This is a genomic window from Gordonia sp. PP30, from assembly GCF_023100845.1.
Classification (GTDB): Bacteria; Actinomycetota; Actinomycetes; order Mycobacteriales; family Mycobacteriaceae; genus Gordonia.
Genome location: NZ_CP095864.1, coordinates 4,053,150 through 4,071,491, shown reverse-complemented (window position 1 = coordinate 4,071,491; position 18,342 = coordinate 4,053,150). Strand labels below are relative to the sequence as shown.

Sequence of the window (18,342 nt, the reverse complement as noted above, 5' to 3'; positions counted from 1 at the left end):
TCCAGACGAGGGGTGGTCCGAGTCAGTCGGCGAGGGCGTCGGCACCGGCGGTGCGGGCCAGGGTGAGCCGGAGTTCGCAGGCTCCGGCCGCCGCATCGGGACGGACGAGGACGGCGTAGCTCGATTGCAGGGCCGCCGAGCCCTCCGCGAGCGCTTCTTCGAGGATGCCGCGGACCACGCCGCGGGCCACCTCGGGCAGCTCATGTTCCAGTTCCTGCAGCGGGCAGCCGCAGAGGGTGATCTCGTGGTCGCCGAACGCGCTGACGACCCCAGTGATGCGGAAACCGAGCCGGGTCAGGATGGTCTCGGCGATCACCACCGGATCGGGCAGGGTCGGCCCGGACAGTTCGGCGGGCAGGTGCTTGGCGGCCCATCCGCGGCCGACCTCGACGGCGAGCCGTTCGCGTGCCTCCGGGGTGTCGCCCAGCCGGGTGATCAGCATGATGAGCAGGTCGTCGATCGGCGGAGCCACCACGATGCGATAGCCCATCCGGGGCCGCCCCACCCCGTCGGGCGGGAGCGCGACGGCGACCGCGGCGCCCTCGTCGACCAGGTTGTTCAGGTGAAAGCGCGCCGTCGTGACGTGGATGTCGAGCGCACTCGCGATGGACTGCGCATCGATCGGCGTCTGGGCCTCGGCGACGAGCGAGCGCACCCGGTCGCGCTGGCGGGCGCCGCTCATCGGCCGTGCACCACGATCAGCGTGGCCGTCGCGGCCGTGCGGGCGAACAGCGAATGCGGAACCCGGGTGTCCACCCGGATCGCGGTGCCGCCGGTCAGGTCGTAGGTGGCGCCGCCGACGCTGAAGTCGATCGAGCCGACCTGCCCGAGCACCACGATCGGGTGCGCCGCGGTGTGCTCGGTCATGGTCTGGCCGGCGCCGAACGCCAGCCGGATGAGCGTCTCGCTCTCGCCCCGGTGCAGCACGGTGATCTTCGGGCGGTCACCGGACGGATCGGGGCTCGCGTCGGCGAGGCCGGTCAGGTACGACCAACTGGCGGTATCACTCATGATTTGTCAGGCTTCCGGGCGACGATCTCGATGGCCGCGAGTTCTCGGCGGTACTGGCGGAAGACGCGGCGCATCCCCACAATACGCCGTCGTGCATCGCCGTTACGCAGCACGTTTCCCACGATCTTGAGTGAACGCAGCGGGCCCTCGTCGGCGACGACGCGCCGCGGTTGCAGCAGGGCCATCGGCGCGAAGCGCACCTTCTCGATCTCGAAGCCGGCGGCGACCAGGTGCTCCCGCCACTCGGCCTCGGTGAGTGGCCGGGCGTTGACCTTGATCGAGCGGGCGAGTGCCTGGCGGATCTGAGTCTTCTGCGCGTCGCTGAGGCTGTCCGGTTCCAGCGCCAGCTCGTGGATCGCGTACCGCCCGCCCGGGCGCAGCACCCGGAACGCCTCGCCGATGATCGCGTCCTTGCCGCGGTCGGACTGCATGGTGAGCATGGCCTCGCCGACCACGACGTCGCCGCTGTCGTCGTCGAGCCCGGTCGACGACGCGTCCGCCGTCACCACGCGGCCCCGTCGGCCGATCGCCTTCTCGGTCAGCGCGACGGCCTCCGGATCGGCCTCGATGCCGACGTAGCTCTTGGGGCCGGCGTCGAGGATGTCGGCGGCCGTCTTTCCGAGACCGGGTGCCAATTCGATGACGTCCGCGCCGGTCAGGCCGGCGTCGCGCAGCATCTTGCGGGTCAGCTCGAGTCCGCCGGGGCGCAGCACGCGCTTGCCCATACGGGCGAGCAGCCAGTGTCCCGGCAGGTCTTCGTCGCTGCGGCCGGGTAGGGGCAGGTCGGCGGGCGTGGTGGATTCGGTCATGGTGGACTCCCCGGGAATCGAAGGAAACTGTCCCTCTTATTAGTCTACCCTTACCGGTTGACGGCGTCCGGGGCCGAAGGTCCCGTGGGCGACTATCCCTTCCGGGGCTTGCGTGCGTGCACGTACTGGCCGACGCCGGTGATGGTCTGTTCCACCTGCTCCATGTCCTGTGCGATCAGCCGGTCGAGGAGTTCGGTGCGATCGAAGATCCGCAGCCCGGTCAGTCCGGCCGCGGCGCGCGCGCCGGGCACCGCGGCGATCGAGGCGCGGACCGAGGTGAACACGATCAGCTCGCCGCCGGGAGCCAGCACCCGCGTCATCTCGTCCAGTGCCGCGAGCGGATCGGGGATCAGGTAGAGCGCGGCGAGGCAGGTCACCGTGTCGAACGACTGCGACGCGAAGGGCAGCGCGTGCGCGTCGCCGCGGACGAAGGTGATCCGGTCACCGGTGTTGTCGCGGGCCGCGCGGGTGAGCATGGCGGCCGAGAAGTCGAGACCGACGTAGGCGCCGTCCCCGGTGAGACCCCGGGCGGCGTCGTTCGCGTAGTTGCCCGGCCCGCACGCGATGTCGAGCACCCGCCGGTCACCGGGGCGGGAGAGATAGGCGCGCAGCGCGCGGTCGTAGTCCTGCGTCTGCGTGCCGCCGAGGCTGAAGCCGCGAGTGAAGATCGGGCGCCAGGCGTGCTCGTAGACCTGGGAGAAGAGCGGGTTGTGCATCAGCCGTTCGGCGAGGGAGCTCACTGCCGGGTCTCCCGTCAGAACTCGTCGCGCTGTACGCGCAGCGTGGAGATGGTGGTGGCGAGCATGTCGTACTGGCCGACGAGCAGGACGAAGGCGATCGCCCGCCGCTCGGACAGGTGGCGCCGCAGCGCCGACCAGGTGCCGTCGGAGATGTCGCGGTCCCGCACGAGTTCGTCGGTGGCGCGCAGCAGGGCGGCCTGCCGGTCGCCCCAGCCGGCGTCCGGGCCCTCGAGAACGCGGGCGAAGTCGTCGTCGTCGATCCCGGCCTTGGCGCCGAGCCGCCGGTGATGATCGAGCTCGTAGTCGCATCCGCGCAGGTGGGCGACCCGAATGATGATCATTTCGGTCTCCCGGCGGGAGAGTTCGCCGAAGGGCATCATCCGGCTGGAGTAGTGCAGCCAACCGCGGAACAATCCCTTGCTGCGGCCGAGGGTGGCGAAGATGTGCGCGTTGTCGGTGCCGGTGGCGAGGGACATGGCGCGGACGATGACCCAGTTGATCGGGCCGAGTTCGCGCAGGTGCCCGGGTGAGACGCGAGGTGTGCTCATGTGTCAAACGGTAGTCGATACGTGGTCCGCGTCACGGAGTCGCCGCGTGGCGGTCGTAGGGATTCGTGTTCCGTGTCGCGGGTCGTCCTGCGCGTCGAGGGTCGTGCCGGACGGGCGACACGCAACTGGACCCGCGACACGGCCCATGCGACGAGCGTCCTGGGCCGGTCGAGCCCCATCGAGGCCACAGCCCCCACTGGTCGGCTATTTTCTGACGACTTCCTCCATCAACTTGTCGAAGCCGTCGACCCGCTTGTAGATCACCTCGCCGTGGTTGTTCTTGGTGAGCTCGTCGAAGAACTTGGTGGCGCACTCGATCTTGGCGCGCTCGATACCCTTGATCCCCAGGGTCGACATGGTGCCCTTCGTCTCCGCGACGAAGTAGATGTGCTTGACCGACCCCTCGTGGAAGGCGATGGCCCAGTCGGGGTTGTAGTCGCCGACCGGGGTCGGGATGAAGAATCCGCGCGGTAGTTTCGCGTATACCGACACCTCCTTGCTCGTATCGAGCTTGGTGACGAAGTCACGTTCCACCTGAGAGTCGGTGACGACGTAGTCGTACACGTGCTTGGTGAGCTTCTCACCGGCCTTGCGGAAGTCCTGCGACGACTGATTCTCGGTGAAGATCGCCGAGTCGAAGCGGTCGTCGAGGGCGTCGTACGTGAGATGCTCGACGATGACCGTCGCCTTCTCCTCATTGATAATGCGGGCGGTCTCGGTGATGAACTGCTCCGGATTGAGCCGGAACTTCGCGAAGGTGCCAGGGTGAACGCCGCGGAGGATCGCCGATACGGTGCGCCGGGTGAGCTGGGTCTTCTCGGTGATCTCGCCGAGCAGGTCGTACTTGACCGACGAACTCGCCGTGATCTGCTCGGTCTCCCGGCGGTGACCGTCCACCTTGAACGACGTCCCCTGCGCGACCTGATCGGCGTCTAGATCCTCTAGCTGGTGCCCCTGCTCGATCACGTACTGCAGGCCGGTGACGGTCAGGTCCTTGTCGAGAGCCTTGACGGCCTTGCCGATCAGCTCGTTCGAGTCGAACTCGACCTGGTACACGGCCCTGTGGTTGATCCGGTTCCACAGTTCCTTGAACTCGGCCTTGGCGAAGTTCTTCTCGTTGAGCGGGATCTTCTTCTTGGTGCGAGCGTCGTCGGGAAGCGGAACATTCAGGTAGAGCGCATCGACCAACGGCCACATGTAGTCGATCACCGGGATCAGCAGCTCCGACGCCGGCTTCGCCAGGGTGCCGTTCTCCTTAGCCTCCTTGTAGGCGTCTGCGACGGTGTCGTCGTCGTTGAGGTAGTCGTTCTTGATGAGGTACTTGTACAGCGCGGCGGCCACCGCTTCCTCCACCTTCGACTCTCCGTCAGGGGTCTTGATGGTCTTGCCGGTGAAGAATCCGACCGACGCCTTGCGTGGCCGCTCGGATAGCGTCGCGGCGATCTCCTTCTGCAGGCCGGTGACGAAGTCGGTGTAGGACTCGTCGGTCACGACGGTGAGTTCGTTGATCTCGTGGACGGTGATCGGGTTGTCCATCCGTTCGCCGTACTGGTCGACGGCCAGTCGCAGACCTCGGCCGATCTCCTGACGGCGCGACACGGTGTTGTCGGACTTCTTCAGCATGCCCATCACGAAAACGTTCGGGTTGTCCCAGCCCTCGCGGAGAGCCGAGTGGGAGAAGATGAACCGGACGGGTTCAGCGAAGGAGAGCAGGCGTTCCTTGTCTTTGAGGATGAGGTCGTAGGCGTCGGTGTCCGTGGACTGGCCCTTGTCGTCGCCGCTGCGGGAGATCTTGCCGTCGACCTGCCGCTTCGACTTCTTGTCGATGGAGAAGTAGCCCTCATGGATCGCGCTGACCTCGTCACGACGCAGGTAGGCCATGTACGCGGCGGTGTCGTCGTCGAGTTCCAGCTCGCCGAGGATCGCGTCGCGCGCCAGCACGTACTCCTCCTCGAAGACCCGGGCGTACTCACCGAGCGTGTCTTCGCGGTCGTAGTCGCGGTACTTGGCCACCTCGTCGATGAAGAACAGCGACAGGACCTTGATACCCTGCGTGAACAGTTCGCGTTCCTTCTCCAGATGCGCGTTGATCACCTCGCGGATCTGGATGCGGCGCTTGGAGTCCTCGGTGACATCGCGGTCGCCTGAAAGCTGGCCGGCCGCGACGATGTCACCGTTCGACAGCTCGACGATGTCGCGGGTGGCATCGATGTTCGTGACGAACAACGGCTGGCCGTCGGGCTTGTATGCCTCGACCCCGTTGCTCAGGTCGTGGAAGTTGGTGCCCTTCCCGACGATGCGAGTGTGCCGCTTGATCTGCCCGGTCTTGGATGCGATCTCGAGTTCGACGCGGGCGGTGGGCGCCGCGCCCTTCTTCAGCAGGATGGCGTCGAGATACAGGTAGGCGGCGCTGCCGGCCAGCCCCTTGACGGTGATGCCGCGAACCGAGATCTTCTTGACCAGCTTCGCGTTGTAGGCAGCGACGGCGTCGAGCCGGTGCACCTTGGTGTGCTCCACCTTGTGGGTGGCGGAGTAGCGCAGCACCATGAGCGCGTTGAACTCGGCGAGCGCCTTGAGTGACTTGTCGCCGCTGATCTTCTGCGGCTCGTCGATGATGACGATGGGGCGGTTCGCCTTGATGACGTCGATCGGGCGTCGTGACTGGAAATCGTCGAGCTCCCGGAAGATCTTTCGCGCTTCGGCCGAGGCTCGTTTGCCCTCCTTGGCTTTCTGCTCAGCGCTCGCGGCGGCGTTGAACGCCTGGATGTTGATGATCATCACCTGGACTCCGGCGTCGGAGCTGAAGCGTTCCAGCTCGTGAAGCTGAGACGAGTTGTAGATGAACGTGCGCGGCTTGGTGCCGTAGATCGACTGGAAGTGGTCGGCGGTCACGTCGAAGGTCTTCTTGACGCCCTCGCGGATCGCGACCGACGGTACGACGACGATGAACTTGCTCCACCCGTAACGCTTGTGCAGTTCCATGATCGTTTTGATGTAGACGTAGGTCTTGCCGGTGCCGGTCTCCATCTCGACGTCGAGGTTCGGGGCGCCGGGCGCGGCCTTCGAGTCGAAGAGGGCCTTCGACTTGTCGAGGTTGCGCGAGTCTTGGACCCGGTGGACGTTCTCCAGAAGCTGGGGCCTGCTGAGCCGGATCTCGGCGTTCGCCAGACCCGACGCCGTGTAGAGCTGTTCCTGGCCGCCGCCGCTGGCCACGCCCGGGTCGATCCGGTACAAGAGGCCGTCGTGGCGGGGCTGACCGGCGAACACGTCGACGACTGCGTCGACGGCCTTGGTCTGGTACTCCTGCGTCTTGAACTGCAGCTTCACGAGAGGTCGTCCTGTTCGGGGTCCGTTTGGGTTGTTTGAGTTGAATTCTGGCTCATCTGGATCCGAGCGATCCAGGATAGTGCCAGGTCATCGGAGTGTGGACGGAACGCGTCGGTGCTCAAGTTTCAGTTTTTTGAGTTGAATCGAGTTGCCATTTCGCGGCTCTCGTCGATCCGACGCTGCGGATCACGCCACGCTTGCGGAGCTTCACGAGAAGGTTGTGGATCTTGCTGTCCTTACGACCGTCACTGAACGTATCGGGCAGCTTGTCCCAGAGCAGTGCGTCGATCTCACGGCGTGACGCGCTCTGGAATTTGTCGAGGTAGTCGATGATCAACTGGGCATAGTGTTCGTCGTCGAGGGCACGTGCTCGGCTGTACTCGGCACGCCTCCCCGTGAGGTCGGCAATTCTGGCGCTGACCGTGAGGTAGGGCTTGCGGCCTTCCACGAGGTTTGCTTTCCTTAGCCGTTTCACGGCATCGACGGATATCGGGAGCGACTTCTGAACCCGGTCGAGTGCAAGCACGTCCTCGAGCGGGAGGTCGTCCCGGACCATGAGGAGGTCGGTATAGGCCTTGTCGATGACTGCGCCGTAGACCGTCAGCGTTACTTCGCCCGGCTCATCGAGGTGGTAGTCGGGAAGTGGGAGAAACCGTTGGCGTTGCTGGCTCACCATGCGATGGATTCCGTTGCCCATGTGATCGATGAGGTTGAGTTCGGTCATCGCGGCCACGAGCAGGGGATTGCGGTACTCGCGGGGGACCTTGTCAGCCAGCATGTAGTCGTCGGGAGTGCGGTCGACGAAGTCTCCGACGCTGAGGAACTCGATCCGGTCCGGGCGTTCGGTGACGACGATCCGGGCGTTCCGGCGGTAGTCCTGGTGGGCAATGCAGTTGTAGAGGGCCTCGTGGAGGCCGTCGTCGTCGTACTTCGAGATCTCCCGGTAGACGGCATGGTTAGGGTCGTTGAAGCGAATCTGGACGTTGCGAATCCGGCTGATGAGCTTGTCGGCGTTGACGAGGAACGGCAGGCTGAAGTGTTCGAACGCCTCCTGCTCGCCGGTCAGCTTCCACGTCATCTCGGCCATGTGCGGGCTGATCAGGTGGGCAGAGGTGAACTTTCCGAGGAGGACCACGGCCGCCCGCGTGACCCCGCCGTCCTGTGTCAGCCGAACCTTCTCGAGAAAGGTGGCGTCGTCCCAGCGAACGGCCTCATCGGCGAGTCGTGGGTACCGCTCGATGAAGCCGCGGCGCGCCTGGGCGATGGCTCCGGGATCGAGATGATCGAGGGTGGCGTGGGGGATGACTGCGGCCGTCCAATCGGTGCTGATCATCTGGTTGCGGAGTTCATCGAGCTTCTCAAGGCCGAGTGGCACGAGGCTCTCGCCGGCACGAGCCCAGTGGTGGCCCTTCCACGAGATCGGCAGACCACGAGGCGCAGGTGGGATCTCGAAGAGCAGTGCACTGCCGGCATCGCTCTCGAGTACGTGGACATCGCGGAACGAGACGCGCGGGTCGGTGTTCTGGTTGATTTCGAGCTTGAGAGCGTTGAGCCGGCTCGCGGACTCGCCGTAGGTGGTGCCGGCGACGCTGCGAGTCTTGTCGTCGACCCCGAACACCAGCCATCCCGCATCCGCGGCGCGCAGGTTCGCCTCGTTGGCGAGCGCCGAGAAGTATCTGCCGATCTCGTTTGCGCTGAACCCGTCGCGGCCGCGTTTGAACTCGACCACCTCGCTCTCCCCATCGGCGATGAGCCGATCGAGGAGCGCGGTGAGGTCGTCGGCATTCATGGACGGATCATCTCAGATGGCTCCGACAATCGTGATCTGCGACTCCGTTTGGCCGACGGCGCTTCGGTCGCGCGGCAGGCAGCTCCGCCGCCGAGGAGGTTCCACGTTCGTGATTCCCCGCAGTGACGACCTCTGTCGTAATGAGCAGGCGGTGCTGACCTGAATGTTCTCCGCCGCGACCGCGGGGGCGTGAACACATAGTGCAAGTAATTTTGACTCCTTACACAATCGGGAGCACGAACTGACGTGGGCTGAACCGCCTTCCGCCCGACTCGGGCACTATGGGGTGGTGTGTTCATATCGGGCGATCTCAGATGGTCCGGACATCGGTGCTCGGCGACATCTCGCGGAAGACCTGCTCGGCGTTGATGCGCGCGGCATCCGACTCGAACGCGTCGTCTCGGAAGACGGCGCGGAGCGGCCGGCGGGTGGCGATCGCACGAACCACCTCGGACGTGATGGTCTCCGCGAAGCAGGCGATGAGTGCATCGTGATCGACGGAGAAGACCTCGCGGCTGTCGATCTCCTCGCGGGCGATGGGAAGAGACAGCTCAAGACCCCAGTTGAGCAGGACCTGAAAGAGGAGATCCTCACTGGATCGGCCGGCTCGAATGCTGAATTCAAGCAGCTTGAGATCGAGTTGGTCGGTGGACTCCGGATCCCGTGAGACGTTCGTTAGGTTTGTCGTGTCGACCTCCAGTAGTCGGAATCCTACGTCGACTCCGGGATTGTTTGCGATGATCTTCTGTCCCGCCCGGCGAATTCGGTCAGTTGCCAAATCGGCGACCGAATTGATATTTGTGTAGTTGGCGGAAGACTCGAGGTCGAGTGGAAGATCCAGCTGGATGAGGATAAATCTGCGTTCTCCGCTGTCGGCTGCATTCAGCCGCATTGCCGCATGTCCGGTCGATCCGGAGCCTGCAAAGAAGTCGAGGATAAGAATGTCCTGCCTGTTGTCTGCCCATTTGACAAGATTCTCGATGAGACGCAGTGGCTTCTTTCCGTTCTCGAACCGGGTATCGCCCTCCAGGGAGACGTGTGCCATATCGGAGTAGAATGACCTCCAGAGGTCGCCACGAATCACTGTTCTTCCGTAAGTCCTCGCGTAGTCGTCGGCGATCCGAAAGTTGTTTGACAACTGGAGGAATTGTCGGACGGTCCCCTTGCTGCTTTTCATCACGATGTAATTCTTGCCGGCGATCTCGTAGCGGTATGCCTGTCCTTCTCGCCAGTTTGGCTCGGGGATATTTGCTGGCCAAGTCCCCTTGTCGGAGGCTGCAATGTTCTCTAGATGTTTGTGTATGAACTCGCGGAATACCGTTGATGTGGCATAGAGGGTTGTCAGGTCATCAATTTTCACCCGATCCTCGCCGAGGATTCTGTCAGCTTCGCAAGTCAGCTCTGGTTGGTGAGATAGGTAGTCGGCTAGTGGTTCGAATGTGAGATCTGAGTGGAGCCAGGTTGTGAAATTCCCGGGCCACCCTTGAATGGGATCGAACAGTGGCGTCTTGGGAACCGATGCGTGCGCGGAAGACCTTGCGTAGATCAAGAGGAACTCGCAGTTCTTTACGATCGCCCCATTTTGTGCTGCTCTGACCTTCATTCCCTGGGTGGTGGACATTTCAACGGTAATCTGGGCGATCCTGTTCTCTTCTCCGAATAGCTCGTCGCAGACCGCGCGCAACTGTGCAACCTCGTCATCGCCGATTGATATCGCAATTATCCCCGAATCGGCGAGTAGGTTGCGCGCGAGTTTGAGTCGTGGCAGCATCATCGAAAGCCAGTCGGAATGAAATCGTCCGTTGGCAATTGTGTTCGAGACTAGCCGTTGCCCTGATGAGTCGGTTTGGCCAGATCGGGAAAGATATTGGGAATTTGACTCGAAATAGTTGTCCGGATAGAGAAAGCTGTCGCTACCGGTATTGTACGGCGGATCAATATATATTACGTCGACGGACCCGAGGTAAGCCTCCTGGAGGAGCTTAAGAGCCTCGAGGTTGTCGCCCCTGATAAAGATGTTCTTGGTCGTGTCGAAATCGACCGATCCCTCGCGTACCGGGCGGAGGGTCTTCGCGATCGGGGCGTTCGCGGCGAAGGCGGCCGCGCGCTTTCCGGGCCAATCGAGCTGGTAGCGCTCCTGTGGCCCCTCAACAATATGATCCGAGAGTTGCTGACGGAGGGCGTCGAAGTCCACTGCTCGATGGATGTTGCCGTCGGCGTCACGGGATTCGGTAATGACATTCGGGAACAGTTCGCCGATCTTATCGACATTTCGCGCGGTCAGGTCGGGGGAGTGAAGATTGAGCTTCTCCATTACGCACCCGCCACGGCGAGTGCAAGGTCGCCGCAATGATCATAGGGTGCGAACCTCAGTGGCCGGGGACAGCTCCCGGAAGATCTGCTCGATATTGATCCGCTCCGCATCGGACGCGAAGTCTGCGTCGAGAAACACGACGCGAAGCGGCGAGATCGACGCGATTTTGCGTGTAAATTGGTGTAAACTTGATCGTTGATCGTTGATCGTTGATCGTTGATCGTTGATCGTTGATCGTTGATCGTTGATCGTTGATCGTTGATCGTTGATCGTTGATCGTTGATCGTTGATCGTTGATCGTTGATCGTTGATCGTTGCGTATTGCCATGACTAGAATTCCGTCCTCAACATTGAAGATGTCGAACCCGTCGCGGTGTTCGATCTGAATGGGCAGGGTGAGGGGTAGGCCGGCGGCCAGGAGGACCTGGAAGAGGAGGTCCTCACTTGTCCGGCCCGGTTTGATGCTCGACTCCAATGCGCCGAGGTCGAGCTGGCCGAGCGCTTCGGCTGGGCGGAGGGTGTCGGCCAGGTTGCTGGTGTCGACCTTCGTCATCCGGTAGCCGAGGTCTCCGCGGCCGTCGGTCTCGCTCTGCTCACCGATCTCGGCGGCGACGTTCCGGAGACGCGTCATGCTCATACCGAGGATCGAGTCGAACTCGGGCTCCGGCGTACGCAGCGGCTCATGCACCTGAACGGCGATGAAGCGGCGGTTCCCGGCGTCGTCGGCGTTCTGCGCGAGCACGGCGTGCGCCGTGCTGCCGCTGCCGGAGAAGAAGTCGAGGACGATGTCCTCGTTGTCCGGCGAGGTGGCGAGGTGCAGGATGCGCCGGATCAACTGGACGGGCTTCACGGAGTTGAGGACGTTCTCGGTGTGCTCGAACGGCACATATCGGAGCAAGGTCTTCTTCGCGTCCTGGGTGTGACCGACCTCGGAGTACGGCCAGAACGTTTGCGGAGTACGTCCCGTCGAGACCTCCGACAGGAAGCGCTTGAGTCGGGGCATGTTGGCACCATCCGCCCCCCACCAGATTCGGTTGTCTGCGTCAAGGGCCTTAAACGACGCTTCCGAGACTCGCCAGTACGAGCCTCGTGGCGGGCCATCGATGAGGCGGCCAGATGGAGTGGTCACAGGGTATGTGCCGGCGGCGTAGAAGTTTCGGGCTGCTAGATCAGAAGACGTCCACGGGCCCCTGGCATCGCTATCGGGGTTCTTGTAGCGAGCGTCCATCTCGGCGGTTCGTGGCAGCGGGTTCGGAGACCAGTGCTGTTTGTCGCGGGCGTAGACGAGGATGTAGTCGTGGTCCTCGGAGAACCACTGGGCTGAGTTCTTCGGCGAGAACACCTTCTGCCAGATGATCGTCGCGACGAAGTTCTGCGCACCGAAGACCTCGTCGCACAGTGCGCGCAGGTTCGCGAACTCGTGGTCATCGATCGAGACGAAGATCGCGCCGTCATCCTTCAGGAGGTTCCGCGCCAGCTTCAGACGCGGGTACATCATGCTGAGCCAATCGGAGTGGTAGCGGCCGTTGGTGTCGCTGTTCATCACGAGGCGGGCGCCAGCGTCGTCCTTCTGGCCGCTACGTTCGAGGTAGACGTCGACCGACTCGGCGAAGTCGTCGTCGTAGATGAAGTCACCACCGGTGTTGTACGGCGGGTCAATGTAGATCAGCTTGACCTTACCCAGGTACGACTCCTGCAGCAGCTTCAGCGCGTCGAGGTTGTCACCCTCGATGACGAGATTCTTGGTGGTGTCGAAGTTCACCGACTGCTCTCGCACCGGACGCAAGGTCTTCGCGATGGGTGCGTTCGCCGCGAAAGCGGCGGCGCGCTTGCCAGGCCAATCGAGATGGAAGCGTTCCTGCGGACCTTCGACCACGTGGTCGCTCAGCTCTTGGCGTAGGAGGTCGAAGTCGATGGCGCGCCGGACGGTGCCGTCGGGGTCTCGCGTCTCGGTGGCGGCATTCGGAAACATCGCGAGCAGCTGCTCGACGTTCGCCCCGGTGAGATCGGGGGAAGTGGTGCACAGTCTGTCCATCGGGCTTACCTCTGCTGCTCTCGAAGTTGCTGTTTCGTCTTCAGGTCGCGCCGGATCTCGACCTTCCGGTTGAGCTGGACCTCGGTTCGGAGTCGGCGTTCCAGCGCCGCGATCTCACGGTCTAGGCGCTTGATGGCGGCAAGTCTGTCCGCGACCGCCGACAGTTCTTCGCCGGGACGGGTCTCCAACGGTGTCAGTGGCTCGATCAGCTCCGCGTACAGCGCCGCGAGGCTGATCGCCGCCGGGAGTTCAGTTCGATCGTGGTCTGCGGGCAGCCATCCGGTCGTGAAATAGTCGCTGAGCTTCGCCGCGCCGAGACCGACCTGCTTGTGCGCTGCCGTCATCCGGATCGTCCCGTGCCCACTGCCGATCTCGGCAACAGGGCGAGTGACCTCGAAGATCAGTGGTCGGGGAATGGCCTTGTCGATCGCGGCGAGGACCCCGTCGGCAAGGTCACCGTTCTTCGTGTCGATACGGAAGACGTCGATCTCCGGGATCTCATCGGTCCCCGGCACGTTGATCGTCGCTGTGCTCAGCTTGTATGCCCAGGTGATCCGCGCGACCTGGGAGACGAAGCGGTCCTTCAGCCCCGCGGAGAGCGTGCCCCGGTCGTAGAAGCGCTCCTTGGGCACGCGGGCACCGACGTGCGAGGACCCGGGCCAGTGGTACAGCAAGTCGGTCAAACTACTCGACCCCCGGCCGCTTCAGGATGGCGATGAACGCGATCAACTCGAAGTCGTCGAGGCCGGCGATCGTGTCGGTGAGAGCGGTCGTCGCGCCGGGAGTGAAGAGACTGTCGATGTCTCGCTCCGTGTTGACCTCGATCATCGACCCGATCGCCGCGGTCAGGAGGTCGGAATACTTGCCCATCTCCGAGCCCTCGGCCGTGTCGGTGTTGAACGCTGTGACCACATCGGTGACGGGCTCGTCGTAGGGGGTGCACGCGGCGCGGAGCAGATCAAGAATCCGCTTGGCTTCGGTGTGGTCGGCGATCACCTGGCCGTTGTCGTCGACGTACACGAGATAGTAGGGGTGCAGTCGATTGTGGTGGTCTCGACTCCGCTCGACCGTCGTGGAACTCCGCTCCGCCGGCGTGGTGCTTCGCTCCGCCCTCAGCGGGTCGAGAGCGACGTTTCGGAGAGCGAAGAGTGCGCCGGGCTTCAGCCCGATCGCCTCATTCGCCGGCACCACGGCGTGCAGGCCCTTGGGAGTCCCGGCGAGATCCCCTGACTGTCGCGTGTAGGCGAGCAGATCCATTCGGAAATCGTTGAGTCCGAGGTCGGTGATCGACACACCGGACCGGACGTCTTCGAGTTCGATGACGTCGTCTTGCAGTCGGCGGAGCTGCTCCCGTCGGTACGTGGCCTCGGCGCTGTCCGGGTCGAGGACGTTGTCGTCGCCGGTTCCAGAGAGGTCGGCGATGACCATGCGCCCCTCGACGCGTTCCTTCAGATTGATGTACTCGTCGAGGCTGATATCCGGCCAGAAGTTGATGAGCTGGATCACCTCGTTGGTCGAGCCGATCCGGTCGATACGGCCGAACCGCTGGATGATCCGCACCGGGTTCCAGTGGATGTCGTAGTTGATCAGGGTGTCGCAGTCCTGCAGGTTCTGGCCCTCACTGATCACATCGGTGCCGATCAGGACGTCGATGTCGCCGGTCGTGCCCTGCATGATCTGCGCACGGTGTTTTGAGATCGGGGAGAACATCGCCATGATCTCGCCGAAATCGAAGCCCTTTCCGACCGTGGTCCGGGCGCCGGTGGGGCCGCCGGTGATGACGCCCGAATTCAGGCCCGCCTCGGTCAGCCCGGGTGCGAGTTCGCGATAGAGGTAGGCGGCGGTGTCGGCGAAGGCGGAGAAAATGAGGATCTTACGATTGCCGTCGTTGATCGGGCGTGACACCTTGTCGACGATGAGCTGCTTGAGTCGCTGCAACTTCACGTCGTGCTCCGGGGCGACGACCCGCATCGCGCTGATCAGCTCGCGCAGGGTCTCCCTGTCGTGCCAGAGGTCGCCGCGGTAGCGGTCCACATCGATGTCCGACGGGTCGATCGCGACGTCGCCGACCATGAGGGCCTCGATACCGGCATCGTCGGTGTCGTCGATATCGAGATCGCCGAGGCCGTCGATGAGGTCTTCGTCGTCGATTTGCGCCTGCAGCTCCAACTGCCGCAGCCGGACGTCGACTGTCCGTTCTACCTTAACGAGGGTGATGCGGAACGCCTCGACGCTCGATTCGAGACGCTTCAGCAGATTGACGGTCATCAGCTGTTTGAGCCCCTGTTCACGGCCGCCCTGACCGAGGTTTCCGCGAGCATTGCCCGCGGTGACCTTCGATGCGTCCTCATACTTCGGCCGGCGAGAAGGAAAGACATAGCTGAGCGGTGCGTAGACGCCCAGGTTCAGCACTTGGAGCTGATCGAAGATGTCGTTGAAGCTGGGAGCGGTATCGATGTCGGTGAGCGGTTCGCGGATCGCGCGCGGTGGCAGTCGTCGCGGGAATGCTCCGATCGCGGAGGTGTCGTAGAACGCCTGGATGTGCTTGCGAGAGCGCGCGATGGTGACGGCGTCGAGCAGTTCGAAGAAGTCGAAATCGAGCATGCGCAGGATTCGCTCTGTGGTGCGCTCCTCGGGAGGAAGCTTGGACCAGGTGTTGAAGACGGACTGCGCATCGCGGAAGACCGTCTCCACACTGCTCGACAGGTCCAGATGGTCGCTGAGGTCGTCCGAGTCGCCCTCGTAGGCGAGCTGCAGCTGATTCTTGAGGTCGTTGAAGCGGTTGTTCACCGGAGTCGCCGACAGCATCAGGACCTTCGTCTTGACGCCTTCCTTGATCACCTGCCGCATGAGTCGCTGGTAGCGGGACTCCTTGCCCTCCCCGTAGTCCGCGTTGCGGAAGTTGTGTGACTCGTCGATCACGACGAGGTCGTAGTTGCCCCAGTTCAGCCGGTCCAACTGCTTGCCGAAGGACTCACCCCTCGTCCGCGACAGATCGGTATGCGCGAGGACGTCGTAGTTCAGGCGATCCTCGTGGAACAAGTTGGTGGTGTAGTTCGAGTTGTAGGTGGTCCAGTTCTCCGCCAGTTTCTTGGGACACAGGACGAGGACTGTCCGGTTGCGCAGCTCGTAGTACTTGATCACCGCGAGTGCCGTGAATGTCTTTCCGAGGCCGACGCTGTCGGCGAGAATGCAACCGTTGAAGGTCTCCAGCTTGTTGATGATTCCCGTGGCGGCGTCGCGCTGGAAGTTGTAGAGGCTGGACCAGATCTTGCTGTCCTCGTAGCCGGTGCGATCGTTCGGGAGTGTGTCCTCGGAGACGTCGTCGAGGAACTCGGCGAACAGGTTGTAGAGGATGAGAAAGTAGATCCGGGCGGGTGAGTTCTCGGCGTAGACCGCGGCGATGTGATCGTGGACGGCCTGCGTGACGTCGGTGAGCTGGCCTGGTGTGTTCCAGATCTGGTCGAACGTATCGAGGAACTGCTTGGTCTCGGCCGGGCCCTCGGCCTTCATGATGAAGTTCGACATCGCGTTGCCGCGTTCGTAGCCGAGGTCGGAGGTCGTGAAGGACTGCGGTGAGAGGTAGGCGGCGCGGTCGTCCACCAGTGTCATCGGCTGGATCTGCTGGCCGGTGGCGTTGGATCGGAACGTGACCTTGCGCCGCACCCATTCGGCGCACTCGCGGGCTACGGCGCGTTGCGTGAGCTTGTTGCGGAGCCGGATCTCGAATTCCGAGCCGTACAGGTCCGATTCGGCGTGCCCGCCGGGGATGAAGAACTCTCGTCGGGACTTGCGGACTCGGTCGGTGGCTCCGGCGGGATCGAACGACGCGGCGGTGAAGACGAACTGGAGGCCGTCGATCTCCTCCAGCTCCTCGCGGAGTGCTTCGAAGGCGAAGATCGAGAACGCGGCCGCCGCGATGCGCAGTCGTGTGCCTCTCCGGACTTCGGACTTGAGGTCGTCGCCAAAACGCTCCGTGGTGTTGTTGATCGTCCGCATCAGCTGCCGCCTCGCGAGGGGATCCTAGTGTGCTGGATCGGCGGTTCGGCGAGTTCAGGGATAGACCGTGCCAAGCCATCGCGAATCCCCACCACGATTCGGAGCATACCGGCGAGCCCGGGGGTGTCCGCGCCGAACCTCGGGTTTGTCCGGGAGTGCGATCGGCGTGGGCATCTCGACTCCGCTCGATCGTCGTGTGGGTGGCGGGGTTCCGTGTCGCGGGTCGTCCTGCGTGTCGCGGGTCGTGCCGGACGGGCGACACGCAACTGGACCCGCGACACGGGCGGGCGGCGTGGTCGCTGTCTCAGTCGGCGACGCTCATGTACGGGGAGACGGTGCTGCGGTGCTCGTCGACGGCGAGGGTGGCGCCCAACTGGGGGAAGGCGCGCTGGGCGCAGCCTGCCCGGTCGCACACACGACAGCCCGCGCCGATCGGGGTCACCCGGGCCTGCGGGCCCAGTTCGAGGCCGTCGGAGTAGATCACCCGGCTCGCGTGCCGCAGTTCGCAGCCCATGCCGAGCGCGAAACTCTTCGGCGACTGTCCGTATCGCGCCGCGCGCCGGTCGACGGTGCGGGAGATCCAGAAGTATTCGCGGCCGTCGGGCATCTCGGTGATCTGGGTGAGGATCTTGCCGGGGGAGCCGAAGGTCTCGTACACGTTCCACAGCGGGCAGGTGCCGCCGCTGGCCGAGAAGTGGAAGCTGGTCGCCGACTGGCGTTTGGACATGTTGCCGGCCCGGTCGATCCGGACGAACGTCCACGGCACCCCGCGCAGGTTCGGCCGCTGCAGGGTGGAGAGCCGGTGGCAGATGGTCTCGTACGACACGGAGTAGAACGCCGACAGCCGCTCGATGTCGTACCGGAAGTCCTCGGCGACGCCGTGGAACTGCGCGTACGGCAGGAGCGCGGCGCCGGCGAAGTAGTTCGCCAGCCCGTGCCGGGCCAGTGCGACGGCGTCGTCGGTGGTGAAGCCGCCCTCGGCGACGAGATCGTCGATCAGGTCGCCGAACTCCAGATAGCCGAGTTCGGCGGCGATCCGGAAGGTGCGCTGGCCGAGGGAGAGCGAGGCGGCGAAGTCGAGCTGTCCGCTGCGGCGATCGAAGCGATGCAGCACGTCGTCGCCCAGGTCGACGCGACGGTTGATCCGGACCCCGTGCACGTCGGAGAGCCGGTCGGCGAGGCCGGTGCGGATGTCCACCGAGTGCATGCGCATCCGGGAGGTCAGCTCCTCGGCGGCCAGGTCGAGGGAGTCGATGTAGTTGCGGCGGGCGGAGAAGAAGTTGCGGACCTCCTCGTGCGGGGCGCTGATCGCGCCGCGCAGACCAGGGTCGTTGCGGCCCGAGGTGACCGCGGCCAGCTGCTCGGTGACCTGCCGGTACCGCCGATGCATGTCGACCATGGCCGCGGCGATCGCGCGGTGGCCGCCGACCATCGCGCTGATCTCGCCGGGATCGGCGGCGGCCGGATCGGAACCGAGGTCGGCGTCGAGCAGGGCCTCGCGAAGCTCGGCGATCAGCCGGACGTCGTCCTGCGGATCGAAGAAGCCGATGTCGATACCGAACACCTCGCCGATCCGGCCCAGCACCGACGCGGTGAGCGGCCGGGAGTCGTGCTCCATCTGATTCAGGTACGACGCCGAGATCCCCAGTGCCGCGGCCAGCGCCTGCTGCGACAGACCGCGCTCGGCACGCAGCTGCCGCAATCGTGAGCCCACGTAGGTCTTGCTCATCATCTCCACCGTTCCAGGTCGCGGATCGGTACCGTGAGCCC

12 protein-coding genes are annotated in these 18,342 nt (G+C 63.9%); all 12 read right to left on the bottom strand.

From position 1 onward, the window contains the following. Positions 1-22 precede the first annotated feature (22 nt). Positions 23-682, bottom strand: coding sequence for a helix-turn-helix domain-containing protein (locus MYK68_RS18875; RefSeq protein WP_247865272.1), 660 nt, complete (start codon positions 680-682; stop codon positions 23-25). Then, positions 679-1,011, bottom strand: coding sequence for a cupin domain-containing protein (locus MYK68_RS18870; RefSeq protein ID WP_247865271.1), 333 nt, complete (start codon positions 1,009-1,011; stop codon positions 679-681). Before MYK68_RS18870 ends, MYK68_RS18875 begins: the two co-directional genes overlap by 4 nt. Beyond that, the gene (locus tag MYK68_RS18865; RefSeq protein ID WP_247865270.1) at positions 1,008-1,820 is read right to left on the bottom strand and encodes a class I SAM-dependent methyltransferase; all 813 of its coding nucleotides are present in this window, start codon (positions 1,818-1,820) and stop codon (positions 1,008-1,010) included. The genes MYK68_RS18870 and MYK68_RS18865 overlap by 4 nt, the downstream gene beginning before the upstream one ends. A 92-nt stretch (positions 1,821-1,912) precedes the next feature. Then, positions 1,913-2,560: a class I SAM-dependent methyltransferase gene (locus tag MYK68_RS18860; RefSeq protein WP_247865269.1), complete on the bottom strand. Its 648-nt coding sequence runs from the start codon at positions 2,558-2,560 to the stop codon at positions 1,913-1,915. A 14-nt stretch (positions 2,561-2,574) separates the two neighbouring features. Continuing rightward, on the bottom strand, positions 2,575-3,108 hold the full coding sequence (locus tag MYK68_RS18855) for a carboxymuconolactone decarboxylase family protein (protein ID WP_247865268.1): 534 nt from the start codon (positions 3,106-3,108) through the stop codon (positions 2,575-2,577). 204 nt (positions 3,109-3,312) lie between these two features. Then, positions 3,313-6,435, bottom strand: a complete 3,123-nt coding sequence (locus MYK68_RS18850; protein ID WP_247865267.1) for a type III restriction-modification system endonuclease — start codon at positions 6,433-6,435, stop codon at positions 3,313-3,315. A gap of 118 nt (positions 6,436-6,553) precedes the next feature. Further along, complete coding sequence (locus MYK68_RS18845; protein WP_247865266.1) at positions 6,554-8,224, bottom strand: RNA-binding domain-containing protein; 1,671 nt, start codon at positions 8,222-8,224, stop codon at positions 6,554-6,556. Positions 8,225-8,534: 310 nt separating this feature from the next. Then, positions 8,535-10,538, bottom strand: a complete 2,004-nt coding sequence (locus MYK68_RS18840) for a site-specific DNA-methyltransferase (RefSeq protein ID WP_247865265.1) — start codon at positions 10,536-10,538, stop codon at positions 8,535-8,537. A 55-nt stretch (positions 10,539-10,593) separates the two neighbouring features. Next, positions 10,594-12,510 (bottom strand): site-specific DNA-methyltransferase, encoded by a 1,917-nt coding sequence (locus MYK68_RS18835; protein WP_247865264.1) that lies wholly within the window; start codon positions 12,508-12,510, stop codon positions 10,594-10,596. A 68-nt stretch (positions 12,511-12,578) separates the two neighbouring features. Further along, positions 12,579-13,256, bottom strand: a complete 678-nt coding sequence (locus MYK68_RS18830) for a DUF4391 domain-containing protein (RefSeq protein WP_247865263.1) — start codon at positions 13,254-13,256, stop codon at positions 12,579-12,581. 1 nt (position 13,257) lies between these two features. After that, positions 13,258-16,572, bottom strand: coding sequence for a helicase-related protein (locus MYK68_RS18825; protein ID WP_247865262.1), 3,315 nt, complete (start codon positions 16,570-16,572; stop codon positions 13,258-13,260). A gap of 304 nt (positions 16,573-16,876) precedes the next feature. After that, positions 16,877-18,301 carry an acetate metabolism transcriptional regulator RamB gene (gene ramB / locus MYK68_RS18820; protein WP_247865261.1) on the bottom strand — a complete coding sequence of 475 codons (1,425 nt, stop codon included), beginning with the start codon at positions 18,299-18,301 and terminating at the stop codon, positions 16,877-16,879. Between the last annotated feature and the right edge of the window lie 41 nt (positions 18,302-18,342).